Origin of the sequence: Pseudomonas sp. BE134 (assembly GCF_031456105.1) — a bacterium.
Lineage (GTDB): Bacteria > Pseudomonadota > Gammaproteobacteria > Pseudomonadales > Pseudomonadaceae > Aquipseudomonas.
This window is the reverse complement of sequence record NZ_JAVDUA010000009.1, coordinates 1-14,727: the sequence shown is the minus strand read 5'-3', so window position 1 is coordinate 14,727 and position 14,727 is coordinate 1. Positions and strand designations below refer to the sequence as shown.

The window sequence follows — 14,727 nt, the reverse complement described above, 5'->3', positions numbered from 1 at the left end:
GGTCGGGCAGGAGAGGGCGCTAATGCTAGAAGCAACCATGTGTTCGTGTACGACACGATGCCAGCTCCGTATGACACATATGTGGCCTTCATATGGGATTTAGCGAAGGCAATCTTGTCTCGCTGGTAGCTGATAAAGCGCCCCGCCAGTTTCCTAAAGTCGCTACTTCGGGCCAACTGGGCCCGGCTAAGCTTTAGGTGTTCCTGATGGAGGTACCGATGACGTCCTTCTGGACGGACATCAGTGGTACGGCCTGCCCATCCGAAGTGCCCCTGGCGATTAAGCGCCGCACGCATTGAGCCATCACTCAATGCTCATGGGCATGTGAATGGATGGTCAGGGTTCCGGGTACCTTGGTGCGTTCGAGCCCCCCACGCTCCAGCCACCGGAGGGTCTGCGTATAGGCGCGCTGCAGCAAAGACTCGGTCTGGTCAAAGTTGAACACCGAGACTTCCACAGGGCACAAGTGCGGGACGATGTGCAGACTGATGAGATTGCGGAAGTGTTCGATGTCACTTACCAACTGGCGCATGCTCATCAGGTTGACGGTATGTAGGGCTAGGCGATCAAGCCTCGGGGCGGTTGTGGTAGGGCGCAACTCACTCCTGTAGGAACCACCACTACGTTGGTGGCGCCGAGGGCTACGGCAGTTGAAATAGGTGTATTGCTTGCCACGCTACCGTCAATCAGGAATTGATCGGAAATTTTTACGCAGGGGAACACCAACGGGATGGCCGCGCTGGCCAGCAATGCCTGTCGGAGTTCGCCACTGGACGGAACGGTCTTGGCACCGCTCAGCAGGTCGGTGGTGACGATGTGCAGGGGTAACGTCGCATCCTCAATGCGGTGGATAGGTAGAGCTTGTCCTAGCAGTCTGTTCAAAGCCGCCGGCTGCAACAGAAACCCACGTCCTTTGATCAGTCCTCTACAGGTATCGAGCCAGGACAATGGAAAGATGTCCGTTTTACGCAGACCACACCAAAAACTGGCTAGCGCCTCGACACCTTCCAAATCGGGCCTTGCGGCAAAGTAGGCACCATTGATGGCGCCCACCGAAGCACCCACCACCACGTCGAATCGAACATTAGCCTCGACCAAGGCTCGCAACATGCCTACCTGGACAGCACCCAAGCTGCCACCGCCAGCGAATACGATTGCGGTCTTGGTCGCCATGCGCGAAGTCTCGGTGCAGAAATGTATCGAATCAGTGTAGCTGGCGGGTCGGCGTTACTTCCGGATGTCAAACTGCAAGATGGTGGAAGTGCCTGATCCGACCCCCGGCGTTTGTGAGGTTTTAATCCAAATAGCTGCATGCGGAGTAGGATATGTAGACGCACTGGAGTCTCTCGGGCGCTACCAAGTTAAGCCGTTATTACCACACGTCCCCGGCCAAGAAACCAGCGGCAAGATTGCAGCTATTGGTGATGGTGTGGTTGGCCTTGCAGTGGGTGATCGAGTAATCACCCAAATACATGGCGGATTTGCGGAGAAAACCGTGGTAGTGGATACCGCCGTTGTCAAAATACCAGATGGGATGGAATACGCTCAAGCTGCGGGATTCAAAGTTAATTATGTCACGGCATTGCACGCATTGCGCGATCGAGGAAACTTGCAACCGGGTGAAACACTTCTCGTTATTGGAGCCGCAGGTGGGGTAGGTTCAGCCGCAATCCAAGTTGGAAAATGTCTTGGAGCGAAGGTCATAGCAGTAGCGTCTTCGCCTGAAAAGCGTGCATTCGCGCAGCAGCTGGGAGCAGATCAAGTACTCGATTCAGGTGCTGTAGACTTTCGTGAATTGGTGAAAGAACTGTGTGGGCAAAAGGGGCCAAACGTGGTGTTTGACCCAGTCTGCGGCCCCCTATTTGAGCCGGCTTTTCGATCACTCACTTGGGGGGGCAGACACCTAGTGGTAGGGTTCACCGGCGGGCCAATCCCTTCACTGCGTGCAAATTTACCGCTGCTAAAGGGGGCCTCCCTTGTCGGCGTGGATGTCCGCCAATTTACTCTCTACGAAGTGGAAAAAGCTGAAGGACATCTGCAGGAACTCTTGAGCTGGGTTGCAGAAGGCCGCCTTTCCCCGCCTATTGGTAAGCAATTTGAATTTGACGAGTTTATCCCAGCGCTTGAGTACGCGTTAACGGGAAAAGGTCTTGGTAAAACTGTCATCAAAATTAATGATGTCTGATGTGGATGGCACTTACTTAATATATTCAAGGGTTCTCCGAACAAGGCTGCAGACGTGCTGAAATGCGCCTGACTACTTGATCCGAGCCGCGATGGGCCAGATGAGTTCCAGATGCTCACACCATGGATAAGATCAGTTTTCACCACACCGCAGTTATTGGTGCAGAGTTTCTACGCCCTCCGTCGTACTGCCAGACTTCGAGTGTCCCGACTCTACCATCAGGCGACCTGCAGTACTCGCAGTAGTCCAGGGTGTCACAGTCGTTGAAGAGTGTGAGCTGCCATCCATCAATCTCAACGGGCATGAGGCCGTGGTAGATCTCATTCCATGACTGGATGGAGCTTCGCTTCATGATGCGTTTACCGGCATCGATCCAAGAGGGGGGAAAGATGTCAGTTTTACAAAGCCGGCGCCAGAATCCGGCGAGCGCTTCGACGCCATCGGAATCGGGCCTTGCGGCAAAGGGCTACGTTGATAGCGTCTACCGAAGCGCCAACCACCATGTCGGATTGAACATTGGCCTCGACCAAGGCCCGCAACCACAAGGTTGATTGAGGAGGAGGTCTGAATTTCAGTAAAAACTGATAGCGTCTGGTGGATGAATTTTAGGAATAACAGAGTGGCTTTAAATAACTTAACTTCGTTTAGATCAATTATTTCTTTCGGTTATTTATAAAGATTTTGTACGAATATCCATGACGATGATTTTTATGTGATGGCATTTTATTTGACGGCTATAGCATCTATTCTGCTGCTTTAGCGTTTAGCAGTGCAATGATCGGTGCGCAATTGCGGTTATGGCATTGGTTTTCGCTGTTTGATGGACACCTTGTACCAAGTACTTCAGCCCTTAGAATCAGGCCCCATCAGCCTCATCCAATTCTTCAATCCTTCAGGGAATCAAACGATGATGAACCCCATGCAATCGCAAATGCCAATGAGCTCCAACATGCCGATGATGTCGATGATGGGCATGCCGATGATGATGGCGACCATGACCTGCGACATGATGGATGACGGCATGATGTGCAAAATGATGCCGGCCGCTGGCATGGACATGGCCATGTTCAAGAACAGCGCTGAAATGATGCAGATGATGATGAACTGCGGCATGCCGATGATGATGCATTGCGGCAACATGAGCATGATGTGCATGTCCCAGGCTGCCATGGCCATGCCGATGATGAACATGATGATGCCAATGCCGATGATGGGCATGCCGATGCCATCGATGAAGTGCGTGATGGAATGCACTATGATGGCGGACTGCATGATGTGCAAAATCATGCCGATGGCCGGCATGAACATGGACATGATGAAAAACTGCTGCGCCTTGATGATGAAGATGATGAACGACTGCAGCATGCCGATGATGATGAGCTGCAACAACATGCCGTTGATGTGCTGCACCTGCTGATCCATCGACATTAAAAAAGCCCGGCAAAGGGTTAATCCTGCCGGGCTTTTTAATGCCTGTTTTCAGTCCAGGCGTTCCGGATACGTCACCACCAGATACGCTACGGCTTCGCTGTTAGCCGGATTGCGATAGCGGTGGGGCTGGTCGGCATAGAACAGGATCGAGTCGCCGGTGGAAAGCAGGTAGCGTTCATCGTTGACGCTGATTTCCAGCACACCTTGAGACACCACCAGGTTCTCCTGCACACCGGGGCCATGGCCTTCGCTGACGTCCTCACTCAGCGGGCTCAAGCGCAATTCGTAAAACTCCGATTGCCGGGCCATGTCGAACGGAAACAACGCCCGACTGACAAAATCGCCGCTGGCACTGACTAGGCGTTTGCTTTTGCTTGCCGACAGCACCGCCACTCCTTCAAGGGCCCGATGCTCAAGAAACGCGGCCACCGATACCTTCAAGCCTTTGGCTATTTTGCACAGCACCTTGATGGAGGGCACACTGCGTCCAGATTCGATTTGCGCCAACATCGCCCGGCTCACGCCGCACTGGCGGGCCAGCGCATCCAGGGACAGATGCCGCTTGCCGCGCAAGCGTTGCAGGTTTTGTGCAACCCGCCCACATATCGGATCTTCATCGAGTGAGTCCAGGTTATTGAAATCCACTTCGGGTTCGTCGGCGCTCGCCAGAAACCGCGAGGGTTGCTGCACGCTCACGCGTGACGCGTCTCGGAAGCGTTGGTCGCTTGCATCCATGGGTATGCCTGTAAACTGGCGTTGTGAGCATACATTTCCCACATGGCACGCGCCCGCTGCTGAGCCTGTTTACGTTTGCGGTAACTGACGAAATCGATAAGGTTGGCAGGCGTATTCATAAGGCTCTTCACTGTCGAGATAAATGACGGTATGAGGCGAGACTACCTGAGTACGTTTATAACAATAAATACTATTTATTTATGTGCTAATTCTTTTTTGTTATTTTCGAGAGGGTTGATCGCGGGGTTTGCAGGTGGTGTCTTCACTACGCGGTAGAGCCTGACGTTGATTGTTGTTGTCGCTCATTCGGGCAAAGCCCGGCTTGGCGTAGCGCACGTGCAGGATGGCAACCTTGCGACTGTTACCATGCGTAAAATCGCGCTACACCAAGCTTTCTGGCACGCTGCCGGAATGTGATATCTGACGAAGTTTGAGCGCTGCTTGACTGAAACCGAGGCCTAATGGAAAGCTGGTATGGAACATCTCGACTAAAGGACGCGACATTATATGGAAATCCACTTTTCTCAAATCAGCGAGCGTTTGAACAATCGTCGATTTACGGTAGCTAATAACGCCCATGGGCTATCTGGTGCAGGCACAGTATTTCATTACCATGTCGAGGAAAATGCCATTTCGAGTACTTACCAAGGTGGCCGGATTCGCATGGGCAATCAAGTCGGACGCGCGACAGGCCCCAATACCATTGAGCTCCTTTTTCACTGTTTAACTTTGGATGGTGAGATCCTTGCCGGCTGGTCTCGTGGCACGGTCGGCGTTGATCACGCAGGACGCACCACTCTGAGCTTCGTTTGGGGTTGGTTGTCGGGGGCAACTGGGGGAGGGGAGTCTAGATACATCGAGCTTGCCGCGTAGCGTTTAGTCGAGAACGTTATCTTGTGCAGAAATCGTCGATAAATTTCTCTTGGCCAGATGAGTCGATTTGGTATTCAACTGTCCATCTACCGTCGTCAAACACAAGATGGTAACCCCAGCAGTTTCTAAGCGGTTCCCGAACATCGATGGCCCGAAACTCGCGCATCAGATCGTGTGAGCCAGCATGGTCTCCATGCTTGATCCGCCAAGCAGCAGCCCTGATGAATTGTCCATGACTGAAGACTAGGATGTCCTTCGCATCGTGATCCACAAGCTTGGCCAGCATCGCATCTACGCGCCCGAGCAGACTATCGAACGACTCAGCGCCTGGCCCATCAATCATCGCCGCGTCACCGTTCTCCCAGTAGCTTTGTGCGTGTGGCTGTCGGTCAGTCTGAGTAGTGCCAGCAAAGCGGTTTGGGCTCAAATACGTAAATTCTTCGACGGGCCACAGTTCGAATGGAACGTGGGGGAAGTGCGCTGCTGTTGGTAGTGCCGTTGCGATGGCGCGTTCGAAGGGGGAGGAGATGATCAGGTCGGGTGCGGACTTGAAGGATTCAGCAAGCGTCCGAGCTTGAAGCTGGCCTTTTTCGGTCAACGGTATTGAGTCCGGCGCTGTAGTGGCAAGGCCCGCGTTCGCGGCGCTCTCAGCGTGGCGTATCAACCTTGCGATTTTCATCACAGACCTTCTGTTTGATTTGGCTAAACACCTCACTTGTCCTTGGCGGTGCCGCGCTGTTCGTCATTCCAAAATTCAGTGAGCTCATCTATTCGATCCGCGATTTGAGGCGTCGTTGATAAGACTAGGCAGCGCGCATTGCCGACAAATTCTTCTATCAGGTACACCGCGTCGCCGACATCCAGCTCGAGCTCCTGCAGCGCCTCATCGGGAATTCGGATTGCACCGTCACCATCCCATTCTTCGATGGTGATTTTCGTAGGTGACTTTTTCACGTGTGGTCTCCGTTGCTTTGAACCGGCAAGTCGCTCCTGCCTGTAGATTCTCAGTGGTAAGTTTTACAGATCCGGATAATCGTCAAGCCTAAGGCTAGGAGCGCTCGCGTCTTGCGGCTCGCTCTGGGGCGTATGTATCACTCCGGCTTCAGCATCTGCACGCATCTGTTCAATCTCCTTCTGAAATGCCTTGTCCTGAACCGTGGGTTTGCTGCTGTACGGCTTACGCTCTGGTTCAGGTTTGGCTGCATAAGTCGTTACCGCGTCTGGGTCGTGCTGCAGTTTTTCCTGGACTTGCGATTCCAGCATTGCACGGAGGGCGTCTTTGTCGGGACGGTTCAGCAATTTGTTACTCCTAGTTGGCAGTCAGCGATTGGCTCATTGGCTCATTGGCTTGGTAGTGTGAGATGGGGCATCCAAGCCTTAGCATCAATCGCCTGCGGTGAATGATGTGATCAGGTATGAAAATAGCAAATGCCGGACGGGTGTCTCAGCCTAATGTTCGGCATCGGCATCGGCATCGGCATCGGCATCGGCATCGGTTTTGCGAGACCAGCTTTCAACAAGCAGCAACTACTTGCAGTTGCCTGCCTTTCGATATCCTGCCGCTTGGGCCTCAGATTCTGACGTGAAGGAGACCTGGTTTTTTTCAGACACCTGACCATAGCCAGGACATCCCATTGAGAGGTGGTACACCTGGCTCTGTCGGTTACCAATGACCACACCTGTCCCTGTCCCTGTCGCGAGGGTATCTGTATGCCAACAGCTGCGCCAATCGTATGAAAGTGTTGGTGCACGATGGGCTGCGTAGCTGGGTGCCGTCGCCTGCATCAGGGGAAGTTTATCTGGCTCGGTTCTCAACACGGTTGCAAATAGAATTAGCCATGCAGCTTGGAAGGTAGACTTATACAGTGCTTAAAATCACCCGATAAGAAAAATCGATACCTGCTTAAAGATTTCCCGGAGGTGCAGCAGATACCTGCGGCATATAGTCATGCCCAGCGTTCGGCTATCGGCGCGTTCTCTGGTCTGCATCGATGTTCAAACCTACCGGTGTTTTTAACAAAAATAAGAAGGTGAAAGCATGAGTAACGAAATAGACTTCAGCATGAGCGGTAACAACGTTAACACGGGTTCGGCCTTGAGCTCAGAAAGGGAGAATCTGAGAACGTTAATTCGCGCCGGTGTTATTGGCGGTCTGACCGGCGCGGTAATCATCTGGATTTACGAGGCCCTGATTTGGGTTGGGGTGCAGCATCTGATGCCGCTCACCGGCATTCCGCGCAACGCGACAGGTCTCGTGTTCGGCAAGGAGGTGCAAGAGGCGCTCGGCCCTTGGGCTTATCTTCTCGGCACCGCGATTCATTTCTTCTTCGCAATCGGCTGGGGCGTCCTGTTTGCTCTCGTCTGGCCGTATTTCCGTCGTCGTGGATACGAAGCGACTTTCATCGCGCTGTTCTACGCCGTCATCGCATGGATCGTGATGCACGTGGCCATCGCCATCGCTTCGGACAATCATCCGAATTACTACGACCCCGTCGTCGTCATCGGTGGCTTTATGTCGCACTTCTTCTTCACGGTATCGCTCGCACTGACCGTTAAGAGACAGCTGGCATCATGCCCGGCTGCGTAGTTCGGAGCTAACGTTAAGAGTGGTGTATGGGCAGCTTAAAAGCATTCGACTTCAGGCGGCGAGTTTCTGCTGAATCGGGTGTTCGCCTTGCACCGGTTCCACGAACGTTACCGGCGATCTCCGCTGAGCCCCGCTGTTCGACCCACAACGTCAATTCCATGATCGCGGCTTCGAGGGCGAGCTGGTTCTGATTGATCTTGAAAAGTAGGGAAGGGAGTAGATCTGCGTTCGACATTGGGATTCCTCCGTGAAAGAGGCCAGCGTAGCAATAAGCCTAGAAAGTCGGGCTCGACTCCACCAGGGTAAGTACGAGCTAACCAAGTGGTCTTGGGTTGAGTACAAAAGGGCCCTTCACAGGCTGTGTAAAAACACCCTAGCGAAGGCGCCAACAAACGTCCCGATATGTTCGGGGCGTTTGTTTTGTGCTGAAACAAGACCTTTCAGCCCATTAATACCATCAACTGTTGCAGACTTATACGAACTGCTCCGCTTCTGTTCCACGGTTTTGTTTGTGTGCCTCATGGCCTTTTGGCCTGAGTACGTGTCGATTAATCTGAAACGCTATTTGTAGAACGGAAAACTCGGACTGACTTCCCGCAGCACCGACCAGAAAAACCTCCACCAACCATTTTACCAGTGGTGGAGGGGACGGGTTTGATGACTCGATGCATTGAAGTCCGCGGAGGTAGACGAAACCTGACTTCGTCAAAGGACATCAACCTCCACTACTCCAGTCGTAACCACAAGCAAGAAAGTAGAACACCGCTAGCTGTGGATCAACCCAGCGCGATTGGGCATTCGTTAACGCGCAATTTTGTTATCTGACCCACATGCACCCTCAACTCAAGCGATTCCTGCCCTGCGTTTACAATCCTCTCGCTTCTCCTTGATACCCATCCAAGTGTCTTCAGTCCGAGAGGAGATAAATCTAATCCGCTCCATGGATCCCACTCGGCGACAGAGCAATTCTGCGCAGCGTGTAGCTGTTTTTACCCAAGCCCAGCTACCTCCCCAGCTTCCGTCGGGCACATCTATGTAGTCTCGGTGTTCATCATCGTCTTGGCACCTCACATATCTGGTATGCAGGACTTGCTATTAGGCGAGCTTAGATTTCCTCGCATAATCAAGTCACGGCGTGCGCTTCAACCTGCGTCGTTCCATATACCTAAAACAAAAGCGCAGCAGCGCGACGGAGATCGGTATGCAGTCTTGGTACAGCAGTATGGCGCCCAACCAGCGTAAAACATTTTGGGCATGCTTCATGGGCTGGGCATTAGACGCAATGGATGTTCAATTATTCGCGTTTGTAATCCCGACTTTATTGGCAGTATGGGGAATGACGAAAGCTGAGGCGGGCGTGATTGGGACAGCCGCACTGGTTTCATCAGCTGTTGGTGGTGTTATCGCGGGTGTCTTGGCTGATCGCATTGGACGGGTCAGAGTACTTAAGCTAGCCATCCTTTGGTTCTCGCTTTTTACAGGTTTGTCAGCTCTGACTGATTCTTTTCACCAGCTTTTGCTGACTCGCAGTTTGCAGGGACTTGGGTTCGGTGGTGAGTGGGCAGCAGGCGCTGTGTTGATCGGTGAAGTCGTCGACAAGCGTATTCGTGGACGTGCCGTAGGCTCGGTACAAGCTGGTTGGCCCGTCGGCTATGCCTTGGCGGCGCTAGCTTACTGGATGACTTTCAGTCTCCTACCAGATCACACGGCTTGGCGTGTGCTGTTCGTGATTGGTCTGCTGCCAGGTTTCATGGTGTTGTGGATGCGTCGCAATATTCACGAGTCTGAGGCCTTCGAGGCAGCAGCCGAATATCGTGAAAAGACATCCCTGTGGACTACGTTTGCTTTGATATTTTCTCCCAAAATTCTACCGCGCACTGCAATGGCCTCGATGATGGCCGCAGGTGCCTTGGGCGGAAACTACACCATCCTCACCTGGCTAGTGACGTACTTGCGTGAGACGCAAGGCCTGACGATCAGCATGACCACCTTATATCTGGCGGTGAACATTTTCGGTTCGTTTTGCGGATATATCTGCATGGCCCATCTCAGTGATGCCTTGGGGCGTCGGAAGACTTTCGCGCTATCGGCCGCTGGCGCAATGGTGACTGTCTTGGCCTACACGCAGCTGCAATTACCCATGTGGGGCTTATTGCTGTTGGGATTCCCGTTAGGGTTTTTCCAGTCCGGAATCGTCTCTGGGATGGGGGCGTGCTTCACCGAGCTTTTCCCCGCACAGATTCGTGCCAGCGCAGGTGGCTTTTCCTACAACTTCGGTCGAGGAATAGGCGCTCTGGTGCCTGCCGGAGTGGGCCTGACCAGTGCTTCATTTGGACTCGCTGCCTCCATCGGTGTTTGGGCTGCCTGCTCTTACGTTGTGGTGTTTGCCGTCGCGCTCTTCCTACCGGAAACTCGTAACCAGGAACTCTTAATCCATGTCTGATTCCATCCAACCGCGTAATGGCGGCCAGATCCTCGTTGAAGCTTTGCTGCGCAATGCCGTCGATACCCTTTACTGCGTACCTGGTGAAAGCTACCTACCAGTACTCGATGCACTGTGCGATACGCCATCGATTCGCACAATTGTCACACGGCATGAAGGCGCCGCCTCGAACATGGCCGACGCTTACGGAAAGTTAACCGGACGTCCTGGCATCTGCTTTGTCACGCGGGGCCCTGGTGCCACACATGCCAGCAACGGAGTGCACACGGCGAAGCAAGACTCAACACCTATGATTTTGTTCGTCGGGCAGATCGAAAGCCGCTTTAAGGGGCGCGAAGCGTTTCAGGAAGTTGACTACGCGCAGATGTTTGGCGGCTTGGCAAAATGGGCTACCGAAATCGACAGCATCGAACGCATACCCGAGATTGTGAGCAAGGCATTCAGCATCGCCATGTCTGGCCGTCCCGGCCCAGTAGTAATTGGGTTGCCGGAAGAGGTCTTGTTTGGTGCCGCGCAAATTGTTGATGCACCAGCTGTTCGTATTGCGCAGGGTGCTCCGGATCCATCATCAATGCCCATGCTACACACGCTCCTGGCTGCATCAAAGAGACCGCTGGTGATCGTCGGCGGCACTGGGTGGGATCTAGAAGCGACTCTATCTTTCCAGCGTTTCGTTGAAGCAAACGACCTGCCAGTAGCTGCATCATTCCGACGTCAGGATCTGTTGGACAACCGGGATCCGCACTATGTCGGTCAGCTTGGACTCGGCACTTCGCCGAAATTGCTGGAGCGAGTAAAAAACGCTGACCTGTTATTGGTGGTTGGCTCCCGTTTGAGTGAAACGGTGTCTCAAGGCTATGCGCTGATCGAGAGCCCGATGCCTCATCAGTTGCTAATACATGTTCACCCCGACCCAGAAGAGCTGAACCGCGTATATCAGGCGGAGTTGCCGATCCTGTCATCGATGCGCGGTTTCACTGCGGCCACTGAAAAGCTTCAGCCAGTTGATGGTAGGGCGTGGCAAGAATGGCGCGCTGCCGCTCGCGCTGATTACATTGATCATTCCACACCGCCGCAGCCGCATCCGCAATTAGCGGGCGTCGACATGGGGGCGGTGATGGCTCACCTCAATAAGGTGCTGCCGGACAATTCAATCATCACTAACGGCGCCGGTAATTACACGGTATGGGTGCACCGCTTTTACCGTTATCGTCAGCCCGCAACAGAACTTGCTCCAACCAACGGCGCAATGGGCTACGGGTTACCTGCCGCTATCGCCGCGAAGTTGCACGCTCCCGAACGTACCGTGGTGTGCTTTGCGGGTGACGGCTGCTTCATGATGTATCCGCAAGAGCTGGCGACGGCGATGCAGTTCAAAGCGCCAATCATCGTGATCGTGGTGAACAACGGCATGCTGGCGACAATCCGCATGCATCAGGAACGCGAGTACCCTGGTCGTGTCTCGGCCACGGAGTTGACGAACCCTGATTTCATTGCCTTCGCCAAGTCGTTTGGCGCACATGCTGAGCTTGTCGAACGTACAGAGGACTTCGCTGCAGCTTTTCAGCGTGCACAGCAAGCGGGTGTCGCTTCATTGATAGAGCTGCGGGTCGACCCGAAGCAAATCACTCCTCAATCCCGATTGGATTGAAGTGCGCCCCTGCCAGTTGGTCTCGCAGGAAAGTTCACCGGTGAATTTTGCCCGGGTAAGGAATCAGTTATGACAATATTGCTAGGACACAACTATATCGGCAGTCTGCGTAGCGCTGAGGGTACAGTGCTACTGCAAAGCTTCGACGCCACCACCGGAGAGCCGCTGCCGGTAAAGTTTTCGCAAGCTGTAGAATCAGAAGTCGACGCCGCTGCCAAATCTGCAGCCGCAGCTTTCCCAATCTTTCGCAACCTCAGCGCTGAAAAGCGCGCGCAATTTCTCGATGCCATTGCCGATGAGATCGATGCGTTAGGCGAAGATTTTATAAACACCGTGTGCCGCGAAACTGCACTGCCACCTGGACGCATCCAAGGTGAGCGCGGACGTACCAGCGGCCAGATGCGATTGTTCGCCAAAGTGTTGCGGCGAGGTGATTTTTACGGAGCAAGGATCGACCGTGCGTTGCCGCATCGCCAGCCGACACCGCGCCCAGATATCCGACAGTGTAGGATCGGTCTGGGGCCAGTAGCTGTATTTGGCGCGAGTAACTTCCCATTGGCCTTCTCCACGGCCGGTGGTGACACCGCTTCGGCACTGGCTGCTGGGTGCCCTGTGGTTTTCAAAGCGCATAGCGGGCACATGGCGACTGCTGAGTGGGTGGCGGACGCTATCATCCGCGCCGCGCTACGCACCGGAATGCCAGAGGGTGTATTCAATATGATTTATGGCGGCGGGGTAGGAGAGTGGCTGGTGAAGCACCCTGCGATTCGAGCTGTAGGTTTTACCGGATCGCTCAAGGGAGGCAATGCACTCAGCCACATGGCTGCAAGCAGGCCGCAACCTATACCGGTATTTGCCGAAATGTCGAGTATCAATCCAGTGTTTCTACTGCCTGATGCCTTAAATGTGCGCGGCGAACAAATCGCGGCTCAACTGGCGGGTTCGGTGACGATGGGCTGTGGTCAGTTTTGCACTAACCCAGGCTTGGTGATTGGCCTTCGATCTCCGCAGTTCACGGCGTTCATCCAAATGTTGGTTGCCAACATGCAGGCTCAACCGGCTCAAACCATGCTCAATACAGGTGCTTTGGCCAGTTACATCCAAGGCATCAACGAGCTGCACGAACATCCAGGGTTGACGCACTTGGCGGGCAAATCGCAGGTGGGGGATCAGGCTCAACCGCAACTGTTCATGGCTGAAGTCGGCTTGCTGCTCAAAGACGATGCATTACTCCAAGAAGAGGTGTTTGGGCCGACGACTGTCGTAATCGAAGTCGAAGACAATACTCAGCTTGAGGCAGCTCTGCAGGGCCTGCGCGGGCAATTGACGGCGACCCTAATAGCCGAAGCCGACGAGTTACTTGAGTACCGCTGGCTCGCCGATTCACTGCAGCAAAAGGTTGGTCGAATTCTCGTCAATGGGTATCCGACAGGTGTTGAAGTCTGCGAAGCGATGGTGCATGGAGGGCCGTATCCAGCGACTTCTGACCCACGCAGCACCTCGGTAGGCAGCTTATCTATCGACCGCTTTCTGAGACCAATTTGTTTCCAGAACTACCCGGATTCGTTGCTTCCTGAGGCATTACAGAACAGCAATCCGTTGGGAATACTACGACTGGTGGACGGGGATGTGAGCAGGACTGCGTTACCCGTTGACGCTATACAAACCCGTTAGAAGAGAAAGCGAGGGGTGCCAGTCAAGGACTGACTGGTACCGAAACCAGAGATGCCCCCGGCCACATCCCTTGCTCAACCATCGCAGCAGCATGCTGGCGGATGATCTGGGTAACCTCCCAAAGCCCGTCGGCAGTCGTCCTGTTTTTGGGCCACACGATTGCTACGGTTCGACTGACATCCGGCTCTTCCAATCGATAGCTCTTCAGTCGCCCTATTTTAATCTCCTCCATCACTGCAGCAGCCGGTAAAACCGTGCAACCACATTTTTCGAGCACTAACTGTTTGGTGATTGAAATCGATCCGTCGCATTCCAAAGCGATGTTTGTCGTAAAGCCGTATCGCCCAGCGAGAGACTCCACAAGCAGACGCAAGCCGTGGTGCGTACTCGGAAGTATCAAGGGAATTTCCCCCAGATCACGTACGGCGATGGAGTCGCCCTCCAGTGGATAGTCTCCAGGGGTGATCAACTGCACGCCTTCACTCAACAGTGGGTCGAACTGCAGCGCGCCTGGATGTTCCGGCAAGTACAAAAGGGCGATGTCCACTGAACCTTCGCTCAGGCGATTCAAGATGTCAGCTGCTAGTCCTTCGACAAAATGCAACTGTGTCAGTGGATAGCGTGCCTTCAACGCGTGACCAATCCGGCCAAATAATATGCGCGCGATGGTGGGCTGGGCAGCGATGCATAATTTGACTGGGCCATGCTCGACACTTTCTCGCATTACTCTTTCTGCCTCGGCCAGCGTTTCGTTCATTTGGGTAGCAAAACCCAACAATTGCTGGCCACGGTCGGTAAGCGTAACGCCACGCCCGCTGCGATGGAAAAGACGAACCCCAAGATCTGCCTCCAATAGACCGATACGCCGGCTTATCGTCGATTGGTCGGCACCTAAAGCCAACGCCGCACGGGAAATACTTGCGCTTTTGACCACTTGCGCAAAAAGGGCAAGATCATCTGAGTTCATACGGTCTCCAAATGCAGTGAGAGGTCTTGGTCACGTTGAAGGTCATTCTGAACGATCTGCTACATCCCCAGAGCGCATATCAGGTATGAACGAGCCCCATGAAAGACAGGACACCGTTTCCCCCTTACGATAAGGGATAGGCAAACGGTTATGTTTATGACTAACAGCAACGATAAGAGTG

At 53.7% G+C, this 14,727-nt stretch carries 14 protein-coding genes and 2 pseudogenes; 9 read left to right on the top strand and 7 right to left on the bottom strand.

Features of this window, described 5'->3' with window-relative positions:
* Positions 1-307: 307 nt before the first annotated feature.
* Positions 308-1,173 (bottom strand): annotated as a pseudogene (locus J2Y56_RS09575) (patatin-like phospholipase family protein).
* 79 nt (positions 1,174-1,252) lie between these two features.
* Between J2Y56_RS09575 and J2Y56_RS09570 the strand changes: the two are divergent.
* From J2Y56_RS09570 to J2Y56_RS09560, 3 genes are all read left to right on the top strand, one after another.
* The gene (locus tag J2Y56_RS09570; RefSeq protein ID WP_310349980.1) at positions 1,253-2,185 is read left to right on the top strand and encodes an NADPH:quinone oxidoreductase family protein; all 933 of its coding nucleotides are present in this window, start codon (positions 1,253-1,255) and stop codon (positions 2,183-2,185) included.
* A gap of 350 nt (positions 2,186-2,535) precedes the next feature.
* A complete protein-coding gene (locus J2Y56_RS28435; RefSeq protein WP_007945080.1) occupies positions 2,536-2,736 on the top strand; it encodes a hypothetical protein in 201 nt (66 codons plus the stop codon).
* Positions 2,737-3,092: 356 nt separating this feature from the next.
* The gene (locus J2Y56_RS09560; RefSeq protein WP_081502776.1) at positions 3,093-3,602 is read left to right on the top strand and encodes a hypothetical protein; all 510 of its coding nucleotides are present in this window, start codon (positions 3,093-3,095) and stop codon (positions 3,600-3,602) included.
* Between the two features lie 62 nt (positions 3,603-3,664).
* On the opposite strand, the gene J2Y56_RS09555 is transcribed toward J2Y56_RS09560, so the two are convergent.
* Positions 3,665-4,351, bottom strand: coding sequence for a helix-turn-helix domain-containing protein (locus tag J2Y56_RS09555; protein WP_007945082.1), 687 nt, complete (start codon positions 4,349-4,351; stop codon positions 3,665-3,667).
* 507 nt (positions 4,352-4,858) lie between these two features.
* Between J2Y56_RS09555 and J2Y56_RS09550 the strand changes: the two genes are divergently transcribed.
* Positions 4,859-5,224, top strand: coding sequence for a hypothetical protein (locus J2Y56_RS09550; RefSeq protein WP_081502777.1), 366 nt, complete (start codon positions 4,859-4,861; stop codon positions 5,222-5,224).
* A 16-nt stretch (positions 5,225-5,240) separates the two neighbouring features.
* Here J2Y56_RS09550 and J2Y56_RS09545 read toward each other — a convergent pair whose 3' ends face one another.
* The 3 genes from J2Y56_RS09545 to J2Y56_RS09535 all read right to left on the bottom strand — a co-directional run bounded on the left by J2Y56_RS09545 (position 5,241) and on the right by J2Y56_RS09535 (position 6,523).
* Positions 5,241-5,903, bottom strand: a complete 663-nt coding sequence (locus tag J2Y56_RS09545) for a histidine phosphatase family protein (RefSeq protein ID WP_007945084.1) — start codon at positions 5,901-5,903, stop codon at positions 5,241-5,243.
* A gap of 32 nt (positions 5,904-5,935) precedes the next feature.
* Positions 5,936-6,178, bottom strand: a complete 243-nt coding sequence (locus J2Y56_RS09540; protein WP_310349875.1) for an AbrB/MazE/SpoVT family DNA-binding domain-containing protein — start codon at positions 6,176-6,178, stop codon at positions 5,936-5,938.
* A 63-nt stretch (positions 6,179-6,241) separates the two neighbouring features.
* Positions 6,242-6,523, bottom strand: a complete 282-nt coding sequence (locus J2Y56_RS09535) for a hypothetical protein (RefSeq protein WP_310349874.1) — start codon at positions 6,521-6,523, stop codon at positions 6,242-6,244.
* A 153-nt stretch (positions 6,524-6,676) separates the two neighbouring features.
* Between J2Y56_RS09535 and J2Y56_RS09530 the strand changes: the two genes are divergently transcribed.
* Complete coding sequence (locus J2Y56_RS09530; protein WP_310349985.1) at positions 6,677-6,805, top strand: hypothetical protein; 129 nt, start codon at positions 6,677-6,679, stop codon at positions 6,803-6,805.
* Here J2Y56_RS09530 and J2Y56_RS09525 read toward each other — a convergent pair.
* A pseudogene (locus J2Y56_RS09525) lies at positions 6,752-6,904 on the bottom strand (deoxyribonuclease I); the annotation flags it as partial. The gene J2Y56_RS09530 and the pseudogene J2Y56_RS09525 overlap by 54 nt on opposite strands.
* Before the next feature lie 358 nt (positions 6,905-7,262).
* Between J2Y56_RS09525 and J2Y56_RS09520 the strand changes: the two are divergent.
* From J2Y56_RS09520 to J2Y56_RS09505, 4 genes are all read left to right on the top strand, one after another.
* Positions 7,263-7,811 (top strand): hypothetical protein, encoded by a 549-nt coding sequence (locus J2Y56_RS09520; RefSeq protein ID WP_310349873.1) that lies wholly within the window; start codon positions 7,263-7,265, stop codon positions 7,809-7,811.
* 1,201 nt (positions 7,812-9,012) lie between these two features.
* The gene (locus tag J2Y56_RS09515; RefSeq protein ID WP_310349871.1) at positions 9,013-10,254 is read left to right on the top strand and encodes an MFS transporter; all 1,242 of its coding nucleotides are present in this window, start codon (positions 9,013-9,015) and stop codon (positions 10,252-10,254) included.
* Positions 10,247-11,905: a thiamine pyrophosphate-binding protein gene (locus tag J2Y56_RS09510; RefSeq protein ID WP_310349869.1), complete on the top strand. Its 1,659-nt coding sequence runs from the start codon at positions 10,247-10,249 to the stop codon at positions 11,903-11,905. The genes J2Y56_RS09515 and J2Y56_RS09510 overlap by 8 nt, the downstream gene beginning before the upstream one ends.
* A 69-nt stretch (positions 11,906-11,974) precedes the next feature.
* A complete protein-coding gene (locus J2Y56_RS09505; protein WP_310349868.1) occupies positions 11,975-13,579 on the top strand; it encodes an aldehyde dehydrogenase (NADP(+)) in 1,605 nt (534 codons plus the stop codon).
* A gap of 22 nt (positions 13,580-13,601) precedes the next feature.
* Here J2Y56_RS09505 and J2Y56_RS09500 read toward each other — a convergent pair whose 3' ends face one another.
* Positions 13,602-14,546, bottom strand: a complete 945-nt coding sequence (locus J2Y56_RS09500) for a LysR family transcriptional regulator (RefSeq protein ID WP_310349866.1) — start codon at positions 14,544-14,546, stop codon at positions 13,602-13,604.
* Positions 14,547-14,727 lie beyond the last annotated feature (181 nt).